Here is a 17589-nt window from a genome sequence, read left to right on the forward strand (position 1 = left end):
TTTCAATAATGCTAAAACGAGGCCCGGTGCCTCGTTTTTTTATGCTTCAAAGAAAACCTCTTTATAACAACAATTTGTAAAACCCTATCGTCACTTTGCTTTTATACAGTTTTTTGTGAATAATCCGCTTAGCAAACTTCTTGGCAGTCGTTACATTGACTTAGTTAAGATATGAAACTATCAATAAGAAACGGACCTCTTTATATTAAGGTAACCCAAATGAAAACGCGTATGTGGTACGCCCTATTAGGGCTTTTTACAGTTTTGATTTTATCGGCTTGTGGTGAGAAAAAAGAAGGAATTGGGCGGTATGGCATGCTTGACGAAAGCACACCTGAATACACCACAGTTATGTTCCTAAAAAGTGTTTACGAAGACGATAATCTTGATACAGCAATACGTCTATCCAGTGAAAAAATGTCGCGCATACTAACGCGATACCACACCAATAGTAACGTTCAACGACATCTGCTTAATTTAAAGTACGACACTGTGACCGTAACCCCGCAAAGTGCAGGTAAGATTGGCAGAAACGAATTTTCAGAAAAGTCGACCATTACGGTGTTTTTAAGCGGGAACTACAATGGCGACAAGGTAGAAGACCTTCGAAGCCTTGATTTGATTAAAGAAGATGGTGAATGGAAGGTAAACAAAATTCACCCCGATGCCTACTTATAACAAGTAAAGCAGGCACTGTTTTTATATACAGCCCTTGCCAATTTTACGATAAGTAAAAATAAAAAGGATGTTTTCCGGCTTTTGAGCTCGGATACATTTATTTTTGGTTTAATGTGTTGTTTTAAGGTGATAACTTAAAACAACACAAAACTGATATACGGATTTATTCCACCCTGCATAAAGGATTTTTTCCGTACACTAAATTGTTAGGCACTTTTTTTATAAAGGAGATTTTATGGGCCTTTTTTCAAGTGGTTCAGCTGACTCACCAACGTTGAGCTGGCAAGCACTCAAAAATAATGACGGTAGCAGCCAATATACATATCGAACCAAAATTAGCGGAGGGTGGCTAGTCTCTATGTCAAATCAACGCGGAGCCGGACTTACTTTTGTTCCAGATCCAGATCATAAGTGGGATGGCAATTCTATTGCTGATTAGCTCTTTGAGAGCCAATCAGTTAATAAAGTGAAATTAATAAAAGAGCTCTTCGATTCACACGTGCCTAACAAGGCGCTTAAGAACGGACGTAAAAAAGTGGGTTTAACCGTGACATTAAAGCATCAAGGTTGTTTCGCTAGGTTGTCTTTACAGCTTGCTTTTTCGGTAGTTTCGCCGGCTTTAGCAACGCGCTTTTTATCAACACCGAAATACCAACATTCAACATCATCAGTCTTCTAAACTCGCTCTTTTATCCAGCAATGTCCTTAACATCTGGTATTTCGCACAGGGTTGTTTTATCTTAAATTCAATAATTTAAACACGCGGTCTATTTGGCTAGTGGTGGCAGCAAAGCTGCGTACGTTCCTTTGTACGCCTAACAAAACGCTGTTGGCACTCCCTCCGGTCGCTGGGACGCTAACACGTGGGCTGACTCACTTCGTTCGGATTTTAGCCCACGTGCTAACGCCCCAAAGCTTAGCGTTATGTTTCTCGAAAACTATGCGTAAAATTTTAGTTGGGATTTTATTATTAATAAGCTGGAATATTATGGCTTCTTATAGTTTGCATATTGAGCGTGATAACCAGATTTCTGTAAGTGAATGGTTGGCGATTTGCGAAAGCGATTCGTCATTAACTGTGCAGCATGTTGCTAAAGCAATGAATCCGGAAACGGGTGAAACCATTGAAATCCAAACTCCAAATGGTTGCGTTTGGACTAGTCCAATTTTACGCAGAAAATATTATTTCACATTCTCAAATGGCAGCATTACTTTAGGTAGTGACAAGGCCCAAATAGGGAAAGCGAAAAAGTTAGCTAAATTACTTGGAGCCAGACTTGTAGGGGATGAGGGTGAGGAGTATTAGAAACATAACAACTCAATTAACTCGCTCACTGCGTTCGCTGGGACGCATACAAGTGGGGCGGCTTCGCCATTATGCCCCACGTGCCTGCGCCCGTTATTGAAAAGTTATGTGCAAGGATGAACATGAATAACATAGTCAATTTTCCAACCAAAGCAGTTCAAGAGTGGAACAGCTTTGAAAAAACTCTTAAGAATATATTAGCGGAAAGCGAAGCATCATTAGAGATGACCGATATAGTTATATCACGCATGAAAGATGCGTTTGATGATTATCAGTTTAATTATAATCTATCACTTCAAATACCGAGCGAAGTGGCGGAGCACGTTGAGCATGAAATGACAGGTTTTACTAGCTACTTGACAGAGAAATTTGGGAAACTCCTTCTCCAAAGAGTGATACTAGAAATAAAACTTGCAAAAGAACAAGGTTATTAATGGTTGCACATAACAACCCAATCAACACACTCACTTCGTTCGCTGGGACGCATACATGCGGGGCGGCTTCGCCATTATGCCCCACATGCCTGCGCCCGTTATTGGAAAGTTATAATTTAGGGGTGATTTTAATGAAAAGGACGTTTCTTACAGTTATCTCGGTTAGCCTAATTTTATATAGCAGCTATACGATTGGGAAGACTATCAAGAGTACAGAGTATGAATTTATTGGACACTGGATTTTCAGTAAGGCAGAAACAATTGAAAGCTTTGAAAATTCAGAAATGAGTGAAGAAGAAGTTCATAAATTCTCAAAGATATTAAAAAATCAGGAAATAGTAATATCTGACGGCCTATATTCTGTTTATCCAAGTAGAGGAAACCCCATAAGAACTCATTTCTCGCTAATAACTCCACCGGATGATGAAGGCTGCTTTGTCCTTCAATTTGAAGACACAAGAATACCTCTGGATATACAACAAAATACATTCTGTATCAGAGAGGGGAAACTTCTATTGCCCGCTCCAAAGGGCGCAGAGGAAGTCTATAATAGAAAATTATAACAAACACATTAAGTCGCTTCGCTGGGACAGTAACACGTGGGCTCTGTCGCTTCGCTCGGATTTTAGCCCCCGCGTTACTGCCCCTTATGTGGGTGTTAGGTGCTTTATTGAATAATCAGAAAGAAAGGATGCTTTATGAAGGTTGCAATTTTTTTTATATCTCTCTTATTCATTTTCGTTTTAACTGCCCTACCATGGGTTCTTGCATTGCTATCTAAGAAAGCCTCGGGTAATAACAAGGTCATCTGGTTTTTAATGGCGTTTTTCCTATCATGGTTAGGGTTTATTGTTTACTACTATTTGGTAGTAAGACCTGAGTGGAAGGCTGAATTAGAAAGAAATAAACCCAAAAGAGTAGTGAGAAACGAAAATGGCATGCCTATCAAAATGTATGAGCAACCTTGAGGTCGTAATAGGCACGCACCTAACAAACCACTCAAGGCTCTCGCTTCGCTCGCTGGGACGCTAACACATGGGCTGCGTCACTTCGTTCCTAATTTTAGCCCATGTGTTATCGCCCCTTAGTGGGGTGTTAGGTTTTAAGGAGGAAAAATTAAATGGATTCTATATTTGCAGGTGTTGGCGCGATCGGTGCGCTATTTTATTTGATACTCATTTTGCTTTGGATTGCTGTGCCCATTTTTGTCTTTCTGATATCTAAGAGAGTAAAAAATATCAGGGACATGGGGGTTGAGTATGGTAAGGAGCTCAAAGAACTAAATGCTAGCGTTAAATATCTAAAACGTAAGTACAATGAGTCCGTCGATATATCGAAAGAATAGGTGACAGCGGCTTTGCAAGAATGAGGTTTTATTGGGTCAAACCTAACAACCCAATCAACACACTCACTACGTTCGCTGGGACGCATACACGCGGGGCGGCTTCGCCATTATGCCCCACATGCCTGCGCCCCTTATTTAAAAGTTAGCCCTTAATTGGAGTATGGATGCAGTATCAAGAAAAATATTGGAGAGAGCTAGACCAATTAAAGATCCATGTAATTTATCTAGAGCTTTACCAAGAAAAGAATATTAGTAAAGATAGAAGCATCAATATGTACTTAGCCATTACCAGTAGCTCTAGTATCGCTGGCTGGGCTATTTGGTCTCAATTTTCTTTCATGTGGGCTGCACTAATTGCAATTTCTCAAGTAATTTCAGCCATAAAAAGTTACCTACCTTACGCAAAAAGATTAAAGGCACTACAGGGTATAACCAGCGATATGGAAGCTCTTTTCTTAGCAATGGAAAGCGATTGGTTTGGAATTGCTGAAGGGCAATTGTCAAACAATGAAATTCATAAGCTGCACATGAATTACAAAGAGAAAAGGCGTCAAATAATTAATAAACACTTAGGGGCTGATCCTCTACCTATAATCGATTCACTATTGGTTAAGGCTAAAGATCAAGCCGGGCAGTATTTTAAAAATTTCTATGGTTGAGGAATCATCATGAAAGAAAACAAAAGCCAAGGTCGCGATATTAAAAAAAATAGAGGTTTACCTCCATCGTCAACTGAGACTCCAATGCCAAAAGTTAAGCCTCCGCAACCATCTGAAAAGAAAGGTTAGGTAAAGGCTAACAAAAAAATTAAGCACGCCCGCTGCGCGGGCTGGGACGCAAACATGTGGGCTGCTCACTTCGTTCGGATTTTAGCCCACACGTCTGCGCCCCTTATTTAAAAGTTAGTGGTCAAGAGAGAATCAATGAGCAATATAAATAAAAAATATCAAGTATTTGTTAGCTCAACTTATGTTGACCTGATACCTGAAAGACAGGAAATTATGAATGCACTTTTAGAACTAGATTGCATTCCTGCAGGAATGGAGTTGTTTCCAGCCGCTGACGAAGATCAGTGGTCCTTGATAAAGGGCGTAATCGACGAATGTGATTATTATATTGTTGTAATCGGCGGTCGTTACGGAAGTTTAGGACCTGGAGGAATAAGCTATACGGAAATGGAATACCGCTATGCAATCGAAACTGAAAAGCCCGTCATTGCATTTCTGCATAAAGATCCTGATTCAATTCCCGCCAAATATACCGAGCAAACTGAGGAAGGAAAAACTAAGCTAAAAGAATTTAGAGAGTTGTCACAGCAAAAAGTATGTAAGTATTGGAACACTCCCTCAGAACTTGGCTCTGTTGTTAGTCGTAGCCTAATCATGCTGCAAAAGAAGCACCCCGGAATTGGTTGGGTTCGTGGTGATCAAGTTGCTAGTTCAGAGGCTAGCACAGAAATTCTTCGGCTACGCCGAAGAATAGAGGAGCTAGAAACGGAAATGGCATCTGCCCAAACCGAGGCTCCAAAAGGGACAGAAAAACTATCGCAAGGAGACGATACATTCACCATTAATTGTAAATTTGAATCCAAGAAGCTTGATAACTATGAGAGCTACTCATGGGACTGGGAAATTGAGGCAACATGGAATGAAATATTCTATGAGGTGTCTCCGTTAATGATGCATGAAGCAAGTAATATTCAACTGGCTTCTAGATTTGGGGAGTTTGTTCGCAGGCGTATAAATGAAGTTGTTCCAGATGCAAAGAGCTTTGAGGGCTATGGCTACATCAGATCAATCGAGTACGAAAAGTCAGATTTTGAAACCTCTATTGTCCAATTTAATGCCCTAGGGTTAATTGCACAAAACGTAAAAAATAGAAGCGTTAAAGATAGAGGTACATATTGGACACTTACTCCTTATGGCCAATCAGTTATGAATAGACTCCGTGCCATACGAAAAGAGGACCACTAAAAAGGTGCTGTTGTCGAACAAATTCTCCGCTGCGCTCCAAATTTGCCGCAAAGCACGGCGTTATATTTACAAGGAGGTTCAGTGTTCCATTTTAAGCTATATGAAGACAAAAGATTAAAGAATCTCAAGCACAGTAAGAAAGTTGAGATTGTGAATAATGCTGTAAAGCTCTATCGACAAGACGCACCGTTGAATGTGAAAAGTCGAATACTGACAATTTTAATTTGGTGCGGTATTCCCGCTTTAATTCTATTTTGGGTATTCAACTATGGTTTTGCTATCGGTTGGTTTGCTCTTTCTATCTTCATTCTGGAGGTTAAATCAGCTAATGATGAAAGCGGAAATATAGAACCGTACTTAAGCCAAGTATTAGAGTAATGTAAATATAACAAGCGCATTAACTCAGTCGCTGGCGCTCCTTGGGACAAAAACACGTAGGCTTCCCTCGCTTCGCTCGGTATTATAGCCTACGTATTTTTGCCCGTTATGCGGGTGTTAGTTGCCTACAGGAAATTTTTGCTTTTGGTGTAAAACTCGAAGAATGTGAATAGTGTCGTCTTTTATGAAATATGAAACAATCATTGAAACCTCTGGAATTATTAACAGTCTTCCCGGTATACCCTCTCTCTCCACTCCCATACGAGGTTGCTGGTTCAAGTTTTCAACTTTCTTCTCAATTATTGCATCAGTTTTTTCTGCTGCTAATGGGTTAAATTCGTATAAAAACTCGAAAATAGCCTCACGATCGTCCAACGAACTTTTTTCCCATAAGATCATTTTTTGGCTTTATTCCTAATTTTCATTTTTCGAGCTTCCATGTCCAAGTTCGCTTCTTCATGACTGACAAACTTGCTTTGCCCACTCTCTAATTTACTGAACGCAGCATTAACCTCTTCAGTAAGCCACTGATCATGAGTAATTATTTTTCGTTGCTGTTCAGCGAGTTCTTCCGTAAGCTCTCTACAAGCGTCACTTAAAGTGCGTCCTTGGCTTTCGGCCATTATCTGAGCTAGCCGTTTAGTTTCTTCATCTACTCTAAACTGAATACGGGTATCCATGGTAAACTCCTTATGAAATGTGCACACAAATGTTAGCACAACTATTGAATTTACGGCAACTAACAATCGCATTAACTCAGTCGCTCGCGGGTTCGCTGGGACAGTAACACATGGGCTCTGTCGCTTCGCTCCGATTTTAGCCCATGTATTACTGCCCCTTATTAGGGTGTTAGCTACCAGAGGAAATCATGGAAGAATTATTCTCTTTTTTAATGCAAAATCTGTCTTTAATCCTATTGATTGCATTAGCGTCCCATTGTTTTATTTTGCACATCAGGAATCGAAACAGAGAACTTTTTGAGGTTAATGGAAACAAGGTACTGATTAATCAAACAGCTAAACTTCAGTTTATTTTGGCACACAAAAAATCTATTCCAATTGAAAGCGTTGTAAAAATTGAGATTCACGGGAATCGATTAAGCCTCTTTCAAAACAGCAACAATGCCATTGATGTTTGGGTGCAACCAAAGCATCTAGATAGTGAGATTGGTAAAGCAAAAAACGTGTTTAGCCATGCAGTTTTTTCAGACTATGGTAGCTAACAACTCAATAAACTCACTCACTTCGTTCGCTCGGACGCATTTACGCGGGGCGGCTTCGCCATTATGCCTTACGTGCCTGCGCCCGTTATTGAAAAGTTATCGTCCAATTGGCATATGTGCTCTTCTGCGATAATCTTAATATATGCCGACAGTATTAAGGTTAGGGCCTTATCGTTTCTTCTTTTATAGTAATGAAAACGGTGAACTCGCACACATTCATATTCAGCGAGAGAAGATGCTTGCTAAATTTTGGTTAAAGCCCGTTGCTTTAGCTAGCTCTACTCGTTTTCCACCGAAAGAGTTAAGAAAACTCGAGCAATTGGTGGTCGAAAATAAAGAAACATTTTTGGAGGCTTTGAATGGCTATTTTAGCAGTTGAACATCACCCTCTTGCTCACTCAGTTAGTTTTGACTCAGACTCACTTATTATCAGTCTAATTGATGGCCGCTCTCTTTCTGTTCCTTTAGCTTGGTTTCCATCGCTTTCATCTGCGACTGAAGATCAACTTAAAGATTGGGAGATACTGGGTGATGGCGAAGGTATTCATTGGCCTCAATTGGATGAGGACTTAAGTGTAAATGGTCTTCTTTTAGGCAATCAAGGAAAGAAGATAACAAATCAATAAACGCACTCACTGCGTTCGCTGGGACGCATACATGCGCCCCTTATGCGGGTGTTAGGTGCTTCTGGGAAATCAATGGCTAAATCAGAAATAAGACGATTCTTAAAAGAGATCCGCACTAAGTTTCCTCACGTTATTCCTCTTATGGAAAAACATGAGAGTTGGGCGCTTACATTTCTAATGGAAGAGTTCGCAAATTTGACAACTATTTTGTTAAACCAAGGCGACTTAGAAGAAGCGCTAGAACAGTTGCAGTACATGAGCGAGAAACTAGATACTGCAACCAAGGCGGAACTCGAGTACATAGATATATATTATACAGAGCACTTATTCTGGAAAGGTACCAAAGAAGGCGTTGAACGTGGCTGGCCTCTCGTACCAGATAATCTCAGAAAATTGTACTTGGACTCTCATGGTAAACCACCTAGGGTAGTGGTTTAAAAATGCACGCACCTAACAAAAAATCAAGTTCGCCCGCTGCGCGGGTTGGGACGGTAATTGGTGAGTAACTTTTGAGTTCACGGATGGTAATGCTTACATCTTAAATTACGAGGATTATCACTAATGAATATGCATAACCCACCGCATCCAGGTGAATTTATTGAGTCTATTTACATGGAGCCACATGGTATAAGTTGCAGGTCCCTTGCTACCCATCTTGGTGTTGCCGCTTCAACATTAAATCGTGTAGTGAAGGGGAAAAGTGCAGTAACGCCAGAAATGGCGTTAAGACTATTACAAGTATTGGGGCGCAGCCCTGAAAGTTGGCTCAGCATGCAAGACAATTACGAACTTTGGCAGGCCAAACAGAACATCAACTTGGATAACGTGCAGCCAATAGATCTGCATGCCGCCTAACAAAAAAATAAAGTCATTCGCTATCGCTTGCTGGGACGCTAACACGCAGGACGGCTTCGCCATTATACTCTAAAGAAAAGCGCCCTTTAGCTTAGTGCTATAACGATAAGGAACATCACGATGCTTCTTACAACGAAAAATATAAAGTCAACAACTATAATGTCAGTTGTTATGGCTTTGACGCTTTTTTTCACCCGTAGCTTTTATTCAGAAGTTGAGATGAGGCCTATCAACTTAATGCCTTATTTGCTATCAGCTTTTTGTGGCGTTATTTTAGCTTTTTTATACTTATCTCTTTTCCCAAGTCAAAGGAAAAATAGTTTTCTCACATTTTTCATACCCGGTGTTGCCTTAATAATCGTAATGTTTCTAACGGGATTAGCTAATTTATGGCTATTAGATGAGTTAACGTTTATGTTAGCTTTTATATTTGGTGGACAAGAAATTTCAAAGCCTATTGAAAAATCGTTATAACAAGGTGTTACGTTAAAGGAAAAATTGGTGGACTATCAAGCGAATACAGGACGTTTTAGCGAAATTATAGTTGGCATCGTGACGACATTTATCTCACTTATCTTCTTTGGATTAGTTTTAATTATTTTTGTTAAAGGTGAAGCTTCTTTTGCCGCAGCAATAGGTATTTTAGCTTCAAGCTCTCTAGGCATATGGTTTGCGTTGCTTTCATACAGGCTGCTTTTTCATAAACCTAAAAAATATGGTGGTTTAATATCTCCTTTGGCGCTAAAGTTTTGGTGTGTCGTATTCGGACTATTCTCGTCAGTATTTTTGTTGTTCGGTATTTTAGAGTTAAACACCAAAGCAGTATTTAGCTCTATTATCATGCTTCCTGCATGTTTCTACGGCTGGCAATTAGCGAATAAAAGGCAGCGACGCAGTGGCATAAATATAAGGAAATAAATTATGAAAAATGTTGTTTTAGCGTTTATCTTTTTACTTGCTGGTTGCACTTCCACAACCTCGCATACTACATCTGTATTCTCAGACACAATGGAAATAATAAAGGCTGCTGCAGATTCAGCGCCTAAAGGTGTACCTGGACAATACACTCTTCAAATAGTCGCAACTGGTAGCCAAGGGCAATATGTCTATTTAAATACTGAAAAAGACTATCGTGATCAGAGAGCAGTAACCGTCGCTTTACACCCAAAAGTAATTGCACAATTAACCGCTAAATATGGAATGCCGCCGCAAGAATATTTTTTAAATAAAGCAATAGTAGTTAATGGTGAAGCACAGCGGGTTGAGATTGCATTTTTATCAGACGGCAAACCTACCGGTAAGTACTATTACCAAACACATGTAAGAGTAATGGACATATCGCAACTGAAGGTTGTGGACGAACATGCCTAACAACAATTAAGCTGGCCTGCTTCGACAGGCTGACACGCATAAATTCGGGGCGGCTAACAGTTGGCTTTATATAAAACCAACTAGGCACGGGACAGCTAGAGCTTTGCTCAATTCCGCGTTGCTTCAGAGTTTAGCCGTTGTGGCCTCGTCATTAGAAAGTTATACGAATAAATGTGAAACATAAGAAAATCATTGGTAACCTAAAAGCTCTATTCAAATAAGGAAGTTCTATGAAAAGCCGTACAAAAATAGTTTTATCAGCCGTTGCTTTCACATCTGTAATAAGTTTGCAGTCCTTTATCCTGTATCAGCAAAATCAAGCAAATAGTACTCTACATGGCAAAGTAGACAGGCTTCAGAGTCAAATTGAACAAACAAGCAAAGCTAATCAAGATCTTCTCTTAAAAATAGAAAGCTTAGAAAGTAATTTAGAGCTTAAACCTCGTAGCCTTCTTTCTATGAATTAATTGGCTCTTTGAATAACAACCTAATCAACCTACTGCTTTCTTGCGTTAGGTTGTTATATGCCAGCAATTTTTACAAGTCGCGTCGCGAATTCAACTCGAAGTGCAACACAAAGAATTAACTATGTAACTTTCTCAGCCTTGAAAAACTATCAGCAGACCACACTGATATTTTAACGATTAATTCAAGGATGAAGAAATGCCACAAATAAATAGTTTGTTTGAAGAAAAATCAATAGTAACGGTTCTAGCTTTGTGCGTTTTCTCATTTGGGGTTTACGTTGTGTATCGCCTGTGGCAGTTAACTGAAATACTGAATTCGACAATAAAAAGCCACATATCAAAGGCATTTACATCCACTGCAATTTCGATTCACATACTTTCGTTACTAGGACTCGCTTACTATTTTCTGTTCCCTGCACCAGCAGCGCTACTCGTTACGGCTAAGGTTCTTCATCTAATATCCGCAGTTTTCCATATTGTATGGATTATCAAAGTTAGAAATAGAATCAACAGGATAAACAAAGCGTCAAAAGGCAATTATTTGTGGCTAGACCCATTTCTTAGCAGCTTTTTTCACGTCATCTACTTTCAATACAAAATAAACCAATCTATAGCTTCTGGTATCTCTGGCAAAACTGCGATATAACAATTAAAACACGTCGCTCGCGGTATCAAAGGGACACAAAAGCGGCGGTTCTAGTGCTTCGCTTTGATTAAAGAAAGAATTAGTATATGCGCCCTTTATTTAAGAGTCGTGCGCACAGGAGGTTACAATCACATGGAAAGTTTCATCCCCTTAGTTCTAATATCTATACTTATTTTTCTCCAAATAAAAAAATTTAGAGATATGTGTAAATATTTATCTTTCACCTACCCAGAAGAATGGGGAAAATTATCCCGCAACTCTTTAAGCGTTTCTCAATGGTCTGTTACAAGTGCAAATTTAAATGAATCTCTCAAAACAGGCTTTTTTTCAACTGTAGCCGATGAAAAAATAAGACAGTTTAAAAGGTTTAGATTATTGAATATGCTCTTGATGGGAGCAGTGATATTGCTACATTTTATTTTCTTTTAATGGCAGCAATGGACGCATAGCAACCTATTAATAGAACCTTATGCGCTGTTAGAAAGTGAAGGCTGTCGAAAAGCAGTTTTTTTGTGAATGGCTATATACAATAAAGGGATACTAATCTTTTACATTTTATTTGGCTTAATTCTATTGGTGCTTTCGGCTTTCTTCTATTCCTTTTAATAAGAACTGAAAGCGGAAAAGTATTGTCTGCGCAGCTTAACCCGCAAGGAGAGTAATAATGGGTGTTACTAACAATAATTCCTTTAAAGTAGTAATTTTTATAATCTCGGTTTTGTTTTCTGGCTTGCTGTTAGAGCTAGCCGGGCTAAACGCATCTCAAGCCAATATATTATCACTCTCAACGTTTTCACTGCCTGTATTTATCATCTTTGGAATCTGCGTTAACTGGATGTACAACTCTGCTCGTCTGCTTAGCATCCATTATTTGCAAAAACAGACTCGTGAATAACGGCTTCACTGAATTTAATAATAGTGCCGCACTGCCTCAGTCGTTTACTGAAATCGATAGCGCACAGCGAGTTAATGGAAGAAACTTATGATGAAACTAATACCTTACTCTGATTTAAAGCCCAGGAACTTGGGCATAATTCTATTTTTTGCGCGTTTGTTAGCTTATGTCGGTTATTTCTTTATAGGTATAGCCCTTTTAGCTTTCGCTTCCGAAATTTATAATTATGCATTTCCAAGTATACCGGTTGGAGGCCAAGGAGAAACTTATCATGCAGACACGTACAAAATGGGATTAATTTTTCTTGTTTTTGCTTTAGTTATATTGATCTTATCTGCTCTATTTGCTGCACTTGTTTCTTGGGAGGCTTCACTCACACGCCCAAACGACCGCGAAATATAAAAGTTCAGGTTACTTATAGTTTGATATTGTCGTATAACACACCGTTAAGAATTGCTGTTAAAACTGTATATAAATGATGACAGGGATTATTTATTCATCATTGACGCTATTAAGGCTTAGCAGCTGCAACAAAGCTCAACGCCTGCTTTGTTGTAATATTAAGATGAAGCACAGTATTCATACCAACACATGGAAGTATTATGATAAAAAATGAAATACCGGCTAGGATTATTCTCACTTTCTTTGCAATAGCTCCAATATATTTAGCTGCTGGCTATTTTCAATCAGACAAGCCATTTGTTGCTGTGTCTATGCTTCTAATCTCAGTATTGTTTTTGACCGCTCAGGTGAACATCAAACAATTTTTGGTGTCGGAAAAGAAGCCAAAAGCGAAATTAGTTTTTTTACAAATATTTATTGCTGTAATATCGTTGGCACTACTGGCAGCAAAGCTATTAGGTTATACGTGATGCTTTTCAATTTGTACGTGATTTGATAAACAGTTTGTTTAAGCAAGTTTAGAAGAACTATATATCTAATCTTTCAAAGCTTTAAAAGGATTTTCATGAAGTTTTACCCACACTCAAAGATTAAAACGGATAACCTTCCTACCCTACTCTTCGCTGCAAGAGCCACGAGTGTTCTTGGCTATATCTTTTCGTTGCTGACTATTTTACTTTGGGTTTCTAGTATATTCCTTGGGCCAAGAACTATGTATGGCGATTCAAATAGCCAAATTTTTTCAGCGTATTGGGATGGCGCGAGAAGTATAGCGTGGCTTTTTAGTGCAGGCACAGTATCTACTGCCCTGTTTTGTTTTATTGTCGGCGGATTGTGTGCTGCGGTTGTGTCTTTTGAATATAAATACACTAAGTCGTAGGTCAAACAACAGAAGTCCAGGTCTTGATTTTATAAAAGTCCAAATTATGAGAAAAGTACAAACCGTTTTTGCTGCTATTTTACTATTAGGGTTGCTGTCTGGGTGCACTGCACTTGATGTTGAGCCCTGGACTGCTGAGGAGGTTCTAGGTGACGTGGTTTCTTCAACAATTACCGGAAATAAAGTGTCTAGTGGTAACCGCTCTAAGTGCAATCAAATAAAAATGCAATGCCCAGCAGCTAATTATAGTGAAAGGTATGTAAATGGCGAAATCAGATGTTCGTGTAGAAGTTAAATGGAAAGCTGTTGTTTTTTTCACACCATGGTTTGGCATTCTGGGCAGAACTGTTATCGCGTTTAGTGTATTGGGTGTTTCTAACAAGAGGTTAAGGTGGATTATGAAGCACAATAACCGCTAGTTAACTTCTTCAATAAATAGAATGATATGACAATCGATGAATTCAATCTCTTTTGCAAAGCGCTACCCCATACTACCCATGTTGTTCAATGGGGAAACTCAGATGTATGGAAGATAGGTGGGAAAGTTTTTGCTATAGGGAATTTTGGCAAAGATGGGTACCCTGCTTTTACCTTTAAAACGTCTGAGCAAAATTATTATTTTCTGGAAGAAAAGCCTGGCTATAGGCCTGCGCCCTATCTTGCTAGTCGTGGAATGAAATGGATACAGCAGTACAATTGTGAGAGCGATGAAGATGAAGCGTTAGAATATTATTTAAGCGCATCATATAAACTTGTATCGTTAGGGTTAACCAAGAAAATGCAAAAAGCCCTTGGTTTAAATCAACCTCAATAAAAGGTGCTTACACCATGTTCAAAGCAAAAGGCTTTACGCGCAATATTCGCCCATATGTAGAAGCTGAAATAGCGCTAGCTCATAAAAAGCAAAACCAAAACAGCCAACAGTGTGCTTTTTCACACTTAGAAAATGCACACGTTCTTGGTCAAGCCTCTACAAGGCTACACGTTAAAGTACACGTTCAGATGCTTTTATGGGCAGTGAAACAAGGTAATTTGCACGAGTTTTTTGGTCAGCTTTTCAGAATAACTGGCGCAGCCACGAAAACTATTTTTGGGCTAGTACCTCATGGAAATACAGGCGGGGCTAACGTTAGCCCATTTAAGGCAATGCCAATTAAACCAAACTTAAATACGATCATAAAAAAAGCGCGTTCGAATGAAAATTAAAATTAACGTTGTCGATGCATTTACCAATGTAAGGTTTAAGGGCAATCCTGCTGCTGTAGTTATAACGGGTAAATGGCTTAGCGATGACAAAATGCAAGAAATCGCTGCTGAAAATAACCTTTCAGAAACCGCATTTTTGGTAGAAGACGACAACGGTGTATTTGCTATACGCTGGTTCTCTCCCATAACGGAAATCGACTTTTGTGGTCACGCAACGCTGGCATCCGCGTTCGTAATCTTTAGCGAAAATTACCAACTACCGCACATTTTTCTATTCGCCAAATCGGTGGGGATGATGAAAGTCGTTAAGAAAGACGACGGATTCATTCAAATGGACTTTCCTAATAGAATGCCTAGCCCAGTCAGCGACGTACCTGAAGCGTTATTGCAAGGGCTTTCCATCAAGCCCAAAAATGTTTTAAAAAATGACCAAGCTTATTTTGCTGTTTATTCTGACGAAGACGACGTTTTAAGTGTAATTCAAGACAGCGAGCAGCTTAAAACACTTGCGCCCTATGATTTGGTAGTGACAGCACCGGGTACGCAATTTGACTTTGTATCCCGTTATTTCTGGCCTGCGAACGGCGGTGATGAAGATCCGGTTACCGGTTCAATCCACACTGGGCTGGCGCCCTATTGGGCAAAAGTGTTTGGACGTTCAAAACTTATGGCTTATCAAGCATCTAAACGAGGTGGTACAGTGAAGTGTGAAGTAGCAGGTGATCGCGTGCTTATTTCTGGCCAAGCAGTGTCTTACCTTGAAGGTTATATTACTATTTAATAATTTAAAGAATAAAGCTGTAGAAGGAACTATATAAATGCAAAAAGTCGTTGAATTTAAAACTCGTAACTTTTGGTCTAGCCAACTCAATTTAGACACCCTTAACGAAGAAATTAAAAAGTACAACAATCAGGGCTGGCGTGTTATTCAAGTAACACCTGCGGCGTCGTTCTCCGCACATATTCGTTCAGTATTGCTCCTTCTTGAAAAATCATATAGTTAAGAGTAGAAACTAGAAAGAGCAGACCATTTTATTTACACTCCCCAGCGCAAACAAAAAAGCGGAAGATATTTAATCTTCCGCTTTCACTCACTCAACAGCGCATTACTGCATCTAGTTTTAACAAGGCAAACGCCAAATTAGCGCCCTACTGCAATGCCTTCTCTGCGAGGATCTGCGCCGCCAATTAATTTACCTGATTTAAACTGAATGCCATGAAGACCACTGTTTAGATCCACTACTTTGACGTTATGGCCGAGTGCCTTTAACGGCTCTTCAAGCTCAGCTATTGGCGTGCCCTTCTCTAACGCCGTGTAGTCATTCCTATTGGTTATTTTAGGCAAGTTGATAGCCTGTTGAATATCCAAGCCGAAGTCTAAAACACCAATTAGGGTTTGAGCGACATAGCTTACAATTCTAGAGCCGCCCGGCGAGCCGACAACAACCTCTAGGTTCCCTTCTTTGTCGAAGACCATTGTAGGGCTCATCGCGCTTCTAGGGCGTTTACCAGGCTCTACACGATTTGGTACAGGAAAGCGGTTTTTAGTCGGCGAAAATGAAAAGTCGGTAAGCTGGTTGTTAAGCAGGAAGCCTTCTACCATAATCCCAGAACCAAACATAAATTCAATGCTTGTGGTCATTGATACCGCATTGCCTTCTTTGTCTACTATAGAGACGTGAGAGGTATTGGGCAGTTCCATTGATGTACCAAGCGCTACATTCGCATCGGCGTATGGATTACCCGCGCGTTTGCGACGCCACTCTTTATCTACAGCAATATTCTCAGCTCGGCGTTCAAGATAGGCAGTGTTGATCATGGCCGCAAACGGCAGGTTAGTAAAATCGCTATCTGCTATAAACTTCTCGCGATCAGCGTATGAAAGCGCACTTGCCTGCGAGTACAAATTCGCAAACTCAACTGAATCCGGCGCATACTGGCTAAGGTCAAAACCTTCTAACATTTTAAGAATTTGATAAACGTTCACACCACCAGAGCTAGGTGGCGCCATACCGCAGATACGCTTTTTGTGATATAACCCACAAACAGGTTCGCGTTTTACAGGCTCGTAGCTTGCTAAATCTTCTAACGTCATCTGACCTGGGTTGATTTCAGCGCTATTTACCGCTTTTACAATTTTTTCAGCGACCTCGCCTTTCAATAAATAGTCGCTGCCCTTTTCCGCAATACCTTTTAAAGTCTTGGCGAGCTTTTTGTTTTTCTTAACCGTGCCTTCTTTTAAAGGGAGGCCTGCTGGAAAGAAGTAAGTAGAGCTTGCAGGAAAAGTTTTAAGGCCTGGGTGGTAGTCCAACGCCACCAGCTTAGCTAAACGCGGGGATACTTTAAAACCATCTTCAGCTGTTTTAATTGTATCGTCGAATAGCGTATTCCAAGGTAGCTTACCAAACTCGCTTTGAGCCATTTCTAACGCTTTTACTGCACCGGGCACGCCTACTGACTTACCACCAACTACGGCATCTAACCAGCGCATTGGCTTGTTACCTTCAATGAACCAATGAGAATTGACGGCTTTGGGCGCGGTTTCACGGCCGTCAAAGGTGTGAAGTACTTTGTTCTTATTATCCCAATAAAGGATAAAGGCACCACCACCGATGCCTGATGATTGCGGTTCAACCAGAGAAAGCATTGATTGAACAGCCACCGCAGCATCTATCGCACTACCGCCTTTTTCTAGAATATTCTTCCCCGCCCATGACGCATAGGGGTTTGCCGCCACTACCATATAGTCTTTGGCTTCAAAAGCCTTTTTCTCTATGTAGCCTGTAGCCGCTTCAGGCTCACCAACTTCGCGAGCTTGTTTAGCGTTAGCTCCAAAAATGAAGCAACTAGATAATGCAAGAGTAACTACTGAAGCTCTGAACAAAGCACTGCGTCTCAAAATAAT

Annotated in this window: 31 protein-coding genes and 1 pseudogene; 29 read left to right on the forward strand and 3 right to left on the reverse strand. The window is 40.0% G+C overall.

The features are described 5' to 3' along the window. Positions 1-219: 219 nt before the first annotated feature. The 10 genes from ACXAGK_RS15045 to ACXAGK_RS15090 all read left to right on the forward strand — a co-directional run bounded on the left by ACXAGK_RS15045 (position 220) and on the right by ACXAGK_RS15090 (position 6114). Positions 220-678 (forward strand): nuclear transport factor 2 family protein, encoded by a 459-nt coding sequence (locus ACXAGK_RS15045; RefSeq protein WP_118494447.1) that lies wholly within the window; start codon positions 220-222, stop codon positions 676-678. A gap of 235 nt (positions 679-913) precedes the next feature. Next, positions 914-1117: a hypothetical protein gene (locus tag ACXAGK_RS15050; RefSeq protein ID WP_474856841.1), complete on the forward strand. Its 204-nt coding sequence runs from the start codon at positions 914-916 to the stop codon at positions 1115-1117. A gap of 501 nt (positions 1118-1618) precedes the next feature. Continuing rightward, a complete protein-coding gene (locus tag ACXAGK_RS15055) occupies positions 1619-1984 on the forward strand; it encodes a hypothetical protein (protein ID WP_474856842.1) in 366 nt (121 codons plus the stop codon). A gap of 122 nt (positions 1985-2106) precedes the next feature. Then, positions 2107-2418, forward strand: a complete 312-nt coding sequence (locus ACXAGK_RS15060) for a hypothetical protein (protein WP_474856843.1) — start codon at positions 2107-2109, stop codon at positions 2416-2418. Between the two features lie 131 nt (positions 2419-2549). Next, positions 2550-2981: a hypothetical protein gene (locus tag ACXAGK_RS15065; protein WP_474806482.1), complete on the forward strand. Its 432-nt coding sequence runs from the start codon at positions 2550-2552 to the stop codon at positions 2979-2981. Positions 2982-3116: 135 nt separating this feature from the next. Then, positions 3117-3386 carry a hypothetical protein gene (locus ACXAGK_RS15070; protein WP_474856844.1) on the forward strand — a complete coding sequence of 90 codons (270 nt, stop codon included), beginning with the start codon at positions 3117-3119 and terminating at the stop codon, positions 3384-3386. A 152-nt stretch (positions 3387-3538) separates the two neighbouring features. Next, the gene (locus tag ACXAGK_RS15075; RefSeq protein ID WP_474806508.1) at positions 3539-3763 is read left to right on the forward strand and encodes a hypothetical protein; all 225 of its coding nucleotides are present in this window, start codon (positions 3539-3541) and stop codon (positions 3761-3763) included. Positions 3764-3927: 164 nt separating this feature from the next. Continuing rightward, the gene (locus ACXAGK_RS15080) at positions 3928-4422 is read left to right on the forward strand and encodes a hypothetical protein (protein WP_474856845.1); all 495 of its coding nucleotides are present in this window, start codon (positions 3928-3930) and stop codon (positions 4420-4422) included. A 264-nt stretch (positions 4423-4686) separates the two neighbouring features. Beyond that, positions 4687-5736 carry a DUF4062 domain-containing protein gene (locus tag ACXAGK_RS15085; protein WP_474856846.1) on the forward strand — a complete coding sequence of 350 codons (1050 nt, stop codon included), beginning with the start codon at positions 4687-4689 and terminating at the stop codon, positions 5734-5736. Between the two features lie 150 nt (positions 5737-5886). Then, entirely contained in the window at positions 5887-6114 is a 228-nt protein-coding gene (locus ACXAGK_RS15090) for a hypothetical protein (protein ID WP_474856847.1), read from the forward strand. A gap of 117 nt (positions 6115-6231) precedes the next feature. On the opposite strand, the gene ACXAGK_RS15095 is transcribed toward ACXAGK_RS15090, so the two are convergent. Together ACXAGK_RS15095 and ACXAGK_RS15100 are read right to left on the reverse strand one after the other, a co-directional pair. Further along, positions 6232-6513: a type II toxin-antitoxin system RelE/ParE family toxin gene (locus ACXAGK_RS15095; RefSeq protein WP_474856848.1), complete on the reverse strand. Its 282-nt coding sequence runs from the start codon at positions 6511-6513 to the stop codon at positions 6232-6234. Further along, a complete protein-coding gene (locus ACXAGK_RS15100; protein WP_013783738.1) occupies positions 6510-6794 on the reverse strand; it encodes a type II toxin-antitoxin system TacA family antitoxin in 285 nt (94 codons plus the stop codon). The genes ACXAGK_RS15095 and ACXAGK_RS15100 overlap by 4 nt, the downstream gene beginning before the upstream one ends. A 188-nt stretch (positions 6795-6982) precedes the next feature. On the opposite strand from ACXAGK_RS15100, the gene ACXAGK_RS15105 reads away from it, so the two are divergent. The 19 genes and pseudogenes from ACXAGK_RS15105 to ACXAGK_RS15195 all read left to right on the forward strand — a co-directional run bounded on the left by ACXAGK_RS15105 (position 6983) and on the right by ACXAGK_RS15195 (position 15688). Beyond that, positions 6983-7336, forward strand: coding sequence for a hypothetical protein (locus ACXAGK_RS15105; protein WP_321825118.1), 354 nt, complete (start codon positions 6983-6985; stop codon positions 7334-7336). Positions 7337-7478: 142 nt separating this feature from the next. After that, positions 7479-7715: a DUF4160 domain-containing protein gene (locus ACXAGK_RS15110; RefSeq protein WP_474856849.1), complete on the forward strand. Its 237-nt coding sequence runs from the start codon at positions 7479-7481 to the stop codon at positions 7713-7715. Then, positions 7696-7962: a DUF2442 domain-containing protein gene (locus ACXAGK_RS15115; protein ID WP_390609594.1), complete on the forward strand. Its 267-nt coding sequence runs from the start codon at positions 7696-7698 to the stop codon at positions 7960-7962. The genes ACXAGK_RS15110 and ACXAGK_RS15115 overlap by 20 nt, the downstream gene beginning before the upstream one ends. A 72-nt stretch (positions 7963-8034) precedes the next feature. Continuing rightward, positions 8035-8400, forward strand: coding sequence for a DUF7674 family protein (locus tag ACXAGK_RS15120; protein ID WP_474856850.1), 366 nt, complete (start codon positions 8035-8037; stop codon positions 8398-8400). A gap of 49 nt (positions 8401-8449) precedes the next feature. Beyond that, positions 8450-8524 (forward strand): annotated as a pseudogene (locus ACXAGK_RS15125) (type II toxin-antitoxin system RelE/ParE family toxin); the annotation flags it as partial. Then, positions 8524-8817 (forward strand): HigA family addiction module antitoxin, encoded by a 294-nt coding sequence (locus ACXAGK_RS15130; protein WP_474856851.1) that lies wholly within the window; start codon positions 8524-8526, stop codon positions 8815-8817. The pseudogene ACXAGK_RS15125 and the gene ACXAGK_RS15130, both read left to right, overlap by 1 nt. Before the next feature lie 120 nt (positions 8818-8937). Next, complete coding sequence (locus ACXAGK_RS15135; RefSeq protein ID WP_474856852.1) at positions 8938-9291, forward strand: hypothetical protein; 354 nt, start codon at positions 8938-8940, stop codon at positions 9289-9291. 27 nt (positions 9292-9318) lie between these two features. After that, entirely contained in the window at positions 9319-9735 is a 417-nt protein-coding gene (locus ACXAGK_RS15140) for a hypothetical protein (RefSeq protein ID WP_474856853.1), read from the forward strand. Positions 9736-9738: 3 nt separating this feature from the next. Then, entirely contained in the window at positions 9739-10188 is a 450-nt protein-coding gene (locus tag ACXAGK_RS15145; RefSeq protein WP_474856854.1) for a hypothetical protein, read from the forward strand. Positions 10189-10418: 230 nt separating this feature from the next. Next, positions 10419-10655 (forward strand): hypothetical protein, encoded by a 237-nt coding sequence (locus ACXAGK_RS15150; protein ID WP_474856855.1) that lies wholly within the window; start codon positions 10419-10421, stop codon positions 10653-10655. A gap of 778 nt (positions 10656-11433) precedes the next feature. After that, positions 11434-11730 (forward strand): hypothetical protein, encoded by a 297-nt coding sequence (locus ACXAGK_RS15155; protein ID WP_474856856.1) that lies wholly within the window; start codon positions 11434-11436, stop codon positions 11728-11730. A gap of 553 nt (positions 11731-12283) precedes the next feature. Then, positions 12284-12598: a hypothetical protein gene (locus ACXAGK_RS15160; protein WP_474856857.1), complete on the forward strand. Its 315-nt coding sequence runs from the start codon at positions 12284-12286 to the stop codon at positions 12596-12598. A 200-nt stretch (positions 12599-12798) separates the two neighbouring features. After that, on the forward strand, positions 12799-13068 hold the full coding sequence (locus ACXAGK_RS15165; protein ID WP_474856858.1) for a hypothetical protein: 270 nt from the start codon (positions 12799-12801) through the stop codon (positions 13066-13068). 95 nt (positions 13069-13163) lie between these two features. Then, on the forward strand, positions 13164-13478 hold the full coding sequence (locus ACXAGK_RS15170; protein ID WP_474856859.1) for a hypothetical protein: 315 nt from the start codon (positions 13164-13166) through the stop codon (positions 13476-13478). 263 nt (positions 13479-13741) lie between these two features. Continuing rightward, the gene (locus ACXAGK_RS15175; protein WP_474856860.1) at positions 13742-13897 is read left to right on the forward strand and encodes a hypothetical protein; all 156 of its coding nucleotides are present in this window, start codon (positions 13742-13744) and stop codon (positions 13895-13897) included. Positions 13898-13923: 26 nt separating this feature from the next. Further along, entirely contained in the window at positions 13924-14292 is a 369-nt protein-coding gene (locus ACXAGK_RS15180; protein WP_474856861.1) for an MmcQ/YjbR family DNA-binding protein, read from the forward strand. Between the two features lie 14 nt (positions 14293-14306). Continuing rightward, positions 14307-14684, forward strand: coding sequence for a DUF3703 domain-containing protein (locus tag ACXAGK_RS15185; RefSeq protein ID WP_474856862.1), 378 nt, complete (start codon positions 14307-14309; stop codon positions 14682-14684). Beyond that, positions 14674-15465 (forward strand): PhzF family phenazine biosynthesis protein, encoded by a 792-nt coding sequence (locus tag ACXAGK_RS15190; protein ID WP_474856863.1) that lies wholly within the window; start codon positions 14674-14676, stop codon positions 15463-15465. The genes ACXAGK_RS15185 and ACXAGK_RS15190 overlap by 11 nt, the downstream gene beginning before the upstream one ends. 37 nt (positions 15466-15502) lie before the next feature. After that, positions 15503-15688, forward strand: a complete 186-nt coding sequence (locus ACXAGK_RS15195; protein WP_474856864.1) for a DUF4177 domain-containing protein — start codon at positions 15503-15505, stop codon at positions 15686-15688. Positions 15689-15825: 137 nt separating this feature from the next. Here ACXAGK_RS15195 and ggt read toward each other — a convergent pair whose 3' ends face one another. Continuing rightward, a complete protein-coding gene (gene ggt / locus ACXAGK_RS15200; protein WP_474856865.1) occupies positions 15826-17583 on the reverse strand; it encodes a gamma-glutamyltransferase in 1758 nt (585 codons plus the stop codon). Positions 17584-17589 lie beyond the last annotated feature (6 nt).

This window comes from Alteromonas sp. ABM1_013, from assembly GCF_056160505.1.

Excerpts from the sequence above, each read along its gene's own strand:
- ACXAGK_RS15060 (WP_474856843.1), top strand. The coding sequence starts at position 2,107 with ATGAATAACATAGTCAATTTTCCAACCAAAGCAGTTCAAGAGTGGAAC.
- ACXAGK_RS15180 (WP_474856861.1), top strand. The coding sequence starts at position 13,924 with ATGACAATCGATGAATTCAATCTCTTTTGCAAAGCGCTACCCCATACT.
- ACXAGK_RS15075 (WP_474806508.1), top strand. The coding sequence starts at position 3,539 with ATGGATTCTATATTTGCAGGTGTTGGCGCGATCGGTGCGCTATTTTAT.
- ACXAGK_RS15135 (WP_474856852.1), top strand. The coding sequence starts at position 8,938 with ATGCTTCTTACAACGAAAAATATAAAGTCAACAACTATAATGTCAGTT.
- ACXAGK_RS15100 (WP_013783738.1), bottom strand. The coding sequence starts at position 6,794 with ATGGATACCCGTATTCAGTTTAGAGTAGATGAAGAAACTAAACGGCTA.
- ACXAGK_RS15175 (WP_474856860.1), top strand. The coding sequence starts at position 13,742 with ATGGCGAAATCAGATGTTCGTGTAGAAGTTAAATGGAAAGCTGTTGTT.
- ACXAGK_RS15065 (WP_474806482.1), top strand. The coding sequence starts at position 2,550 with ATGAAAAGGACGTTTCTTACAGTTATCTCGGTTAGCCTAATTTTATAT.
- ACXAGK_RS15050 (WP_474856841.1), top strand. The coding sequence starts at position 914 with ATGGGCCTTTTTTCAAGTGGTTCAGCTGACTCACCAACGTTGAGCTGG.
- ACXAGK_RS15165 (WP_474856858.1), top strand. The coding sequence starts at position 12,799 with ATGATAAAAAATGAAATACCGGCTAGGATTATTCTCACTTTCTTTGCA.
- ACXAGK_RS15070 (WP_474856844.1), top strand. The coding sequence starts at position 3,117 with ATGAAGGTTGCAATTTTTTTTATATCTCTCTTATTCATTTTCGTTTTA.
- ACXAGK_RS15160 (WP_474856857.1), top strand. The coding sequence starts at position 12,284 with ATGATGAAACTAATACCTTACTCTGATTTAAAGCCCAGGAACTTGGGC.
- ACXAGK_RS15110 (WP_474856849.1), top strand. The coding sequence starts at position 7,479 with ATGCCGACAGTATTAAGGTTAGGGCCTTATCGTTTCTTCTTTTATAGT.
- ACXAGK_RS15045 (WP_118494447.1), top strand. The coding sequence starts at position 220 with ATGAAAACGCGTATGTGGTACGCCCTATTAGGGCTTTTTACAGTTTTG.
- ACXAGK_RS15085 (WP_474856846.1), top strand. The coding sequence starts at position 4,687 with ATGAGCAATATAAATAAAAAATATCAAGTATTTGTTAGCTCAACTTAT.
- ACXAGK_RS15155 (WP_474856856.1), top strand. The coding sequence starts at position 11,434 with ATGGAAAGTTTCATCCCCTTAGTTCTAATATCTATACTTATTTTTCTC.
- ACXAGK_RS15185 (WP_474856862.1), top strand. The coding sequence starts at position 14,307 with ATGTTCAAAGCAAAAGGCTTTACGCGCAATATTCGCCCATATGTAGAA.
- ACXAGK_RS15095 (WP_474856848.1), bottom strand. The coding sequence starts at position 6,513 with ATGATCTTATGGGAAAAAAGTTCGTTGGACGATCGTGAGGCTATTTTC.
- ACXAGK_RS15105 (WP_321825118.1), top strand. The coding sequence starts at position 6,983 with ATGGAAGAATTATTCTCTTTTTTAATGCAAAATCTGTCTTTAATCCTA.
- ACXAGK_RS15145 (WP_474856854.1), top strand. The coding sequence starts at position 9,739 with ATGAAAAATGTTGTTTTAGCGTTTATCTTTTTACTTGCTGGTTGCACT.
- ACXAGK_RS15195 (WP_474856864.1), top strand. The coding sequence starts at position 15,503 with ATGCAAAAAGTCGTTGAATTTAAAACTCGTAACTTTTGGTCTAGCCAA.
- ACXAGK_RS15115 (WP_390609594.1), top strand. The coding sequence starts at position 7,696 with ATGGCTATTTTAGCAGTTGAACATCACCCTCTTGCTCACTCAGTTAGT.
- ACXAGK_RS15150 (WP_474856855.1), top strand. The coding sequence starts at position 10,419 with ATGAAAAGCCGTACAAAAATAGTTTTATCAGCCGTTGCTTTCACATCT.
- ACXAGK_RS15080 (WP_474856845.1), top strand. The coding sequence starts at position 3,928 with ATGCAGTATCAAGAAAAATATTGGAGAGAGCTAGACCAATTAAAGATC.
- ACXAGK_RS15055 (WP_474856842.1), top strand. The coding sequence starts at position 1,619 with ATGCGTAAAATTTTAGTTGGGATTTTATTATTAATAAGCTGGAATATT.
- ACXAGK_RS15130 (WP_474856851.1), top strand. The coding sequence starts at position 8,524 with ATGAATATGCATAACCCACCGCATCCAGGTGAATTTATTGAGTCTATT.
- ACXAGK_RS15170 (WP_474856859.1), top strand. The coding sequence starts at position 13,164 with ATGAAGTTTTACCCACACTCAAAGATTAAAACGGATAACCTTCCTACC.
- ACXAGK_RS15120 (WP_474856850.1), top strand. The coding sequence starts at position 8,035 with ATGGCTAAATCAGAAATAAGACGATTCTTAAAAGAGATCCGCACTAAG.
- ACXAGK_RS15190 (WP_474856863.1), top strand. The coding sequence starts at position 14,674 with ATGAAAATTAAAATTAACGTTGTCGATGCATTTACCAATGTAAGGTTT.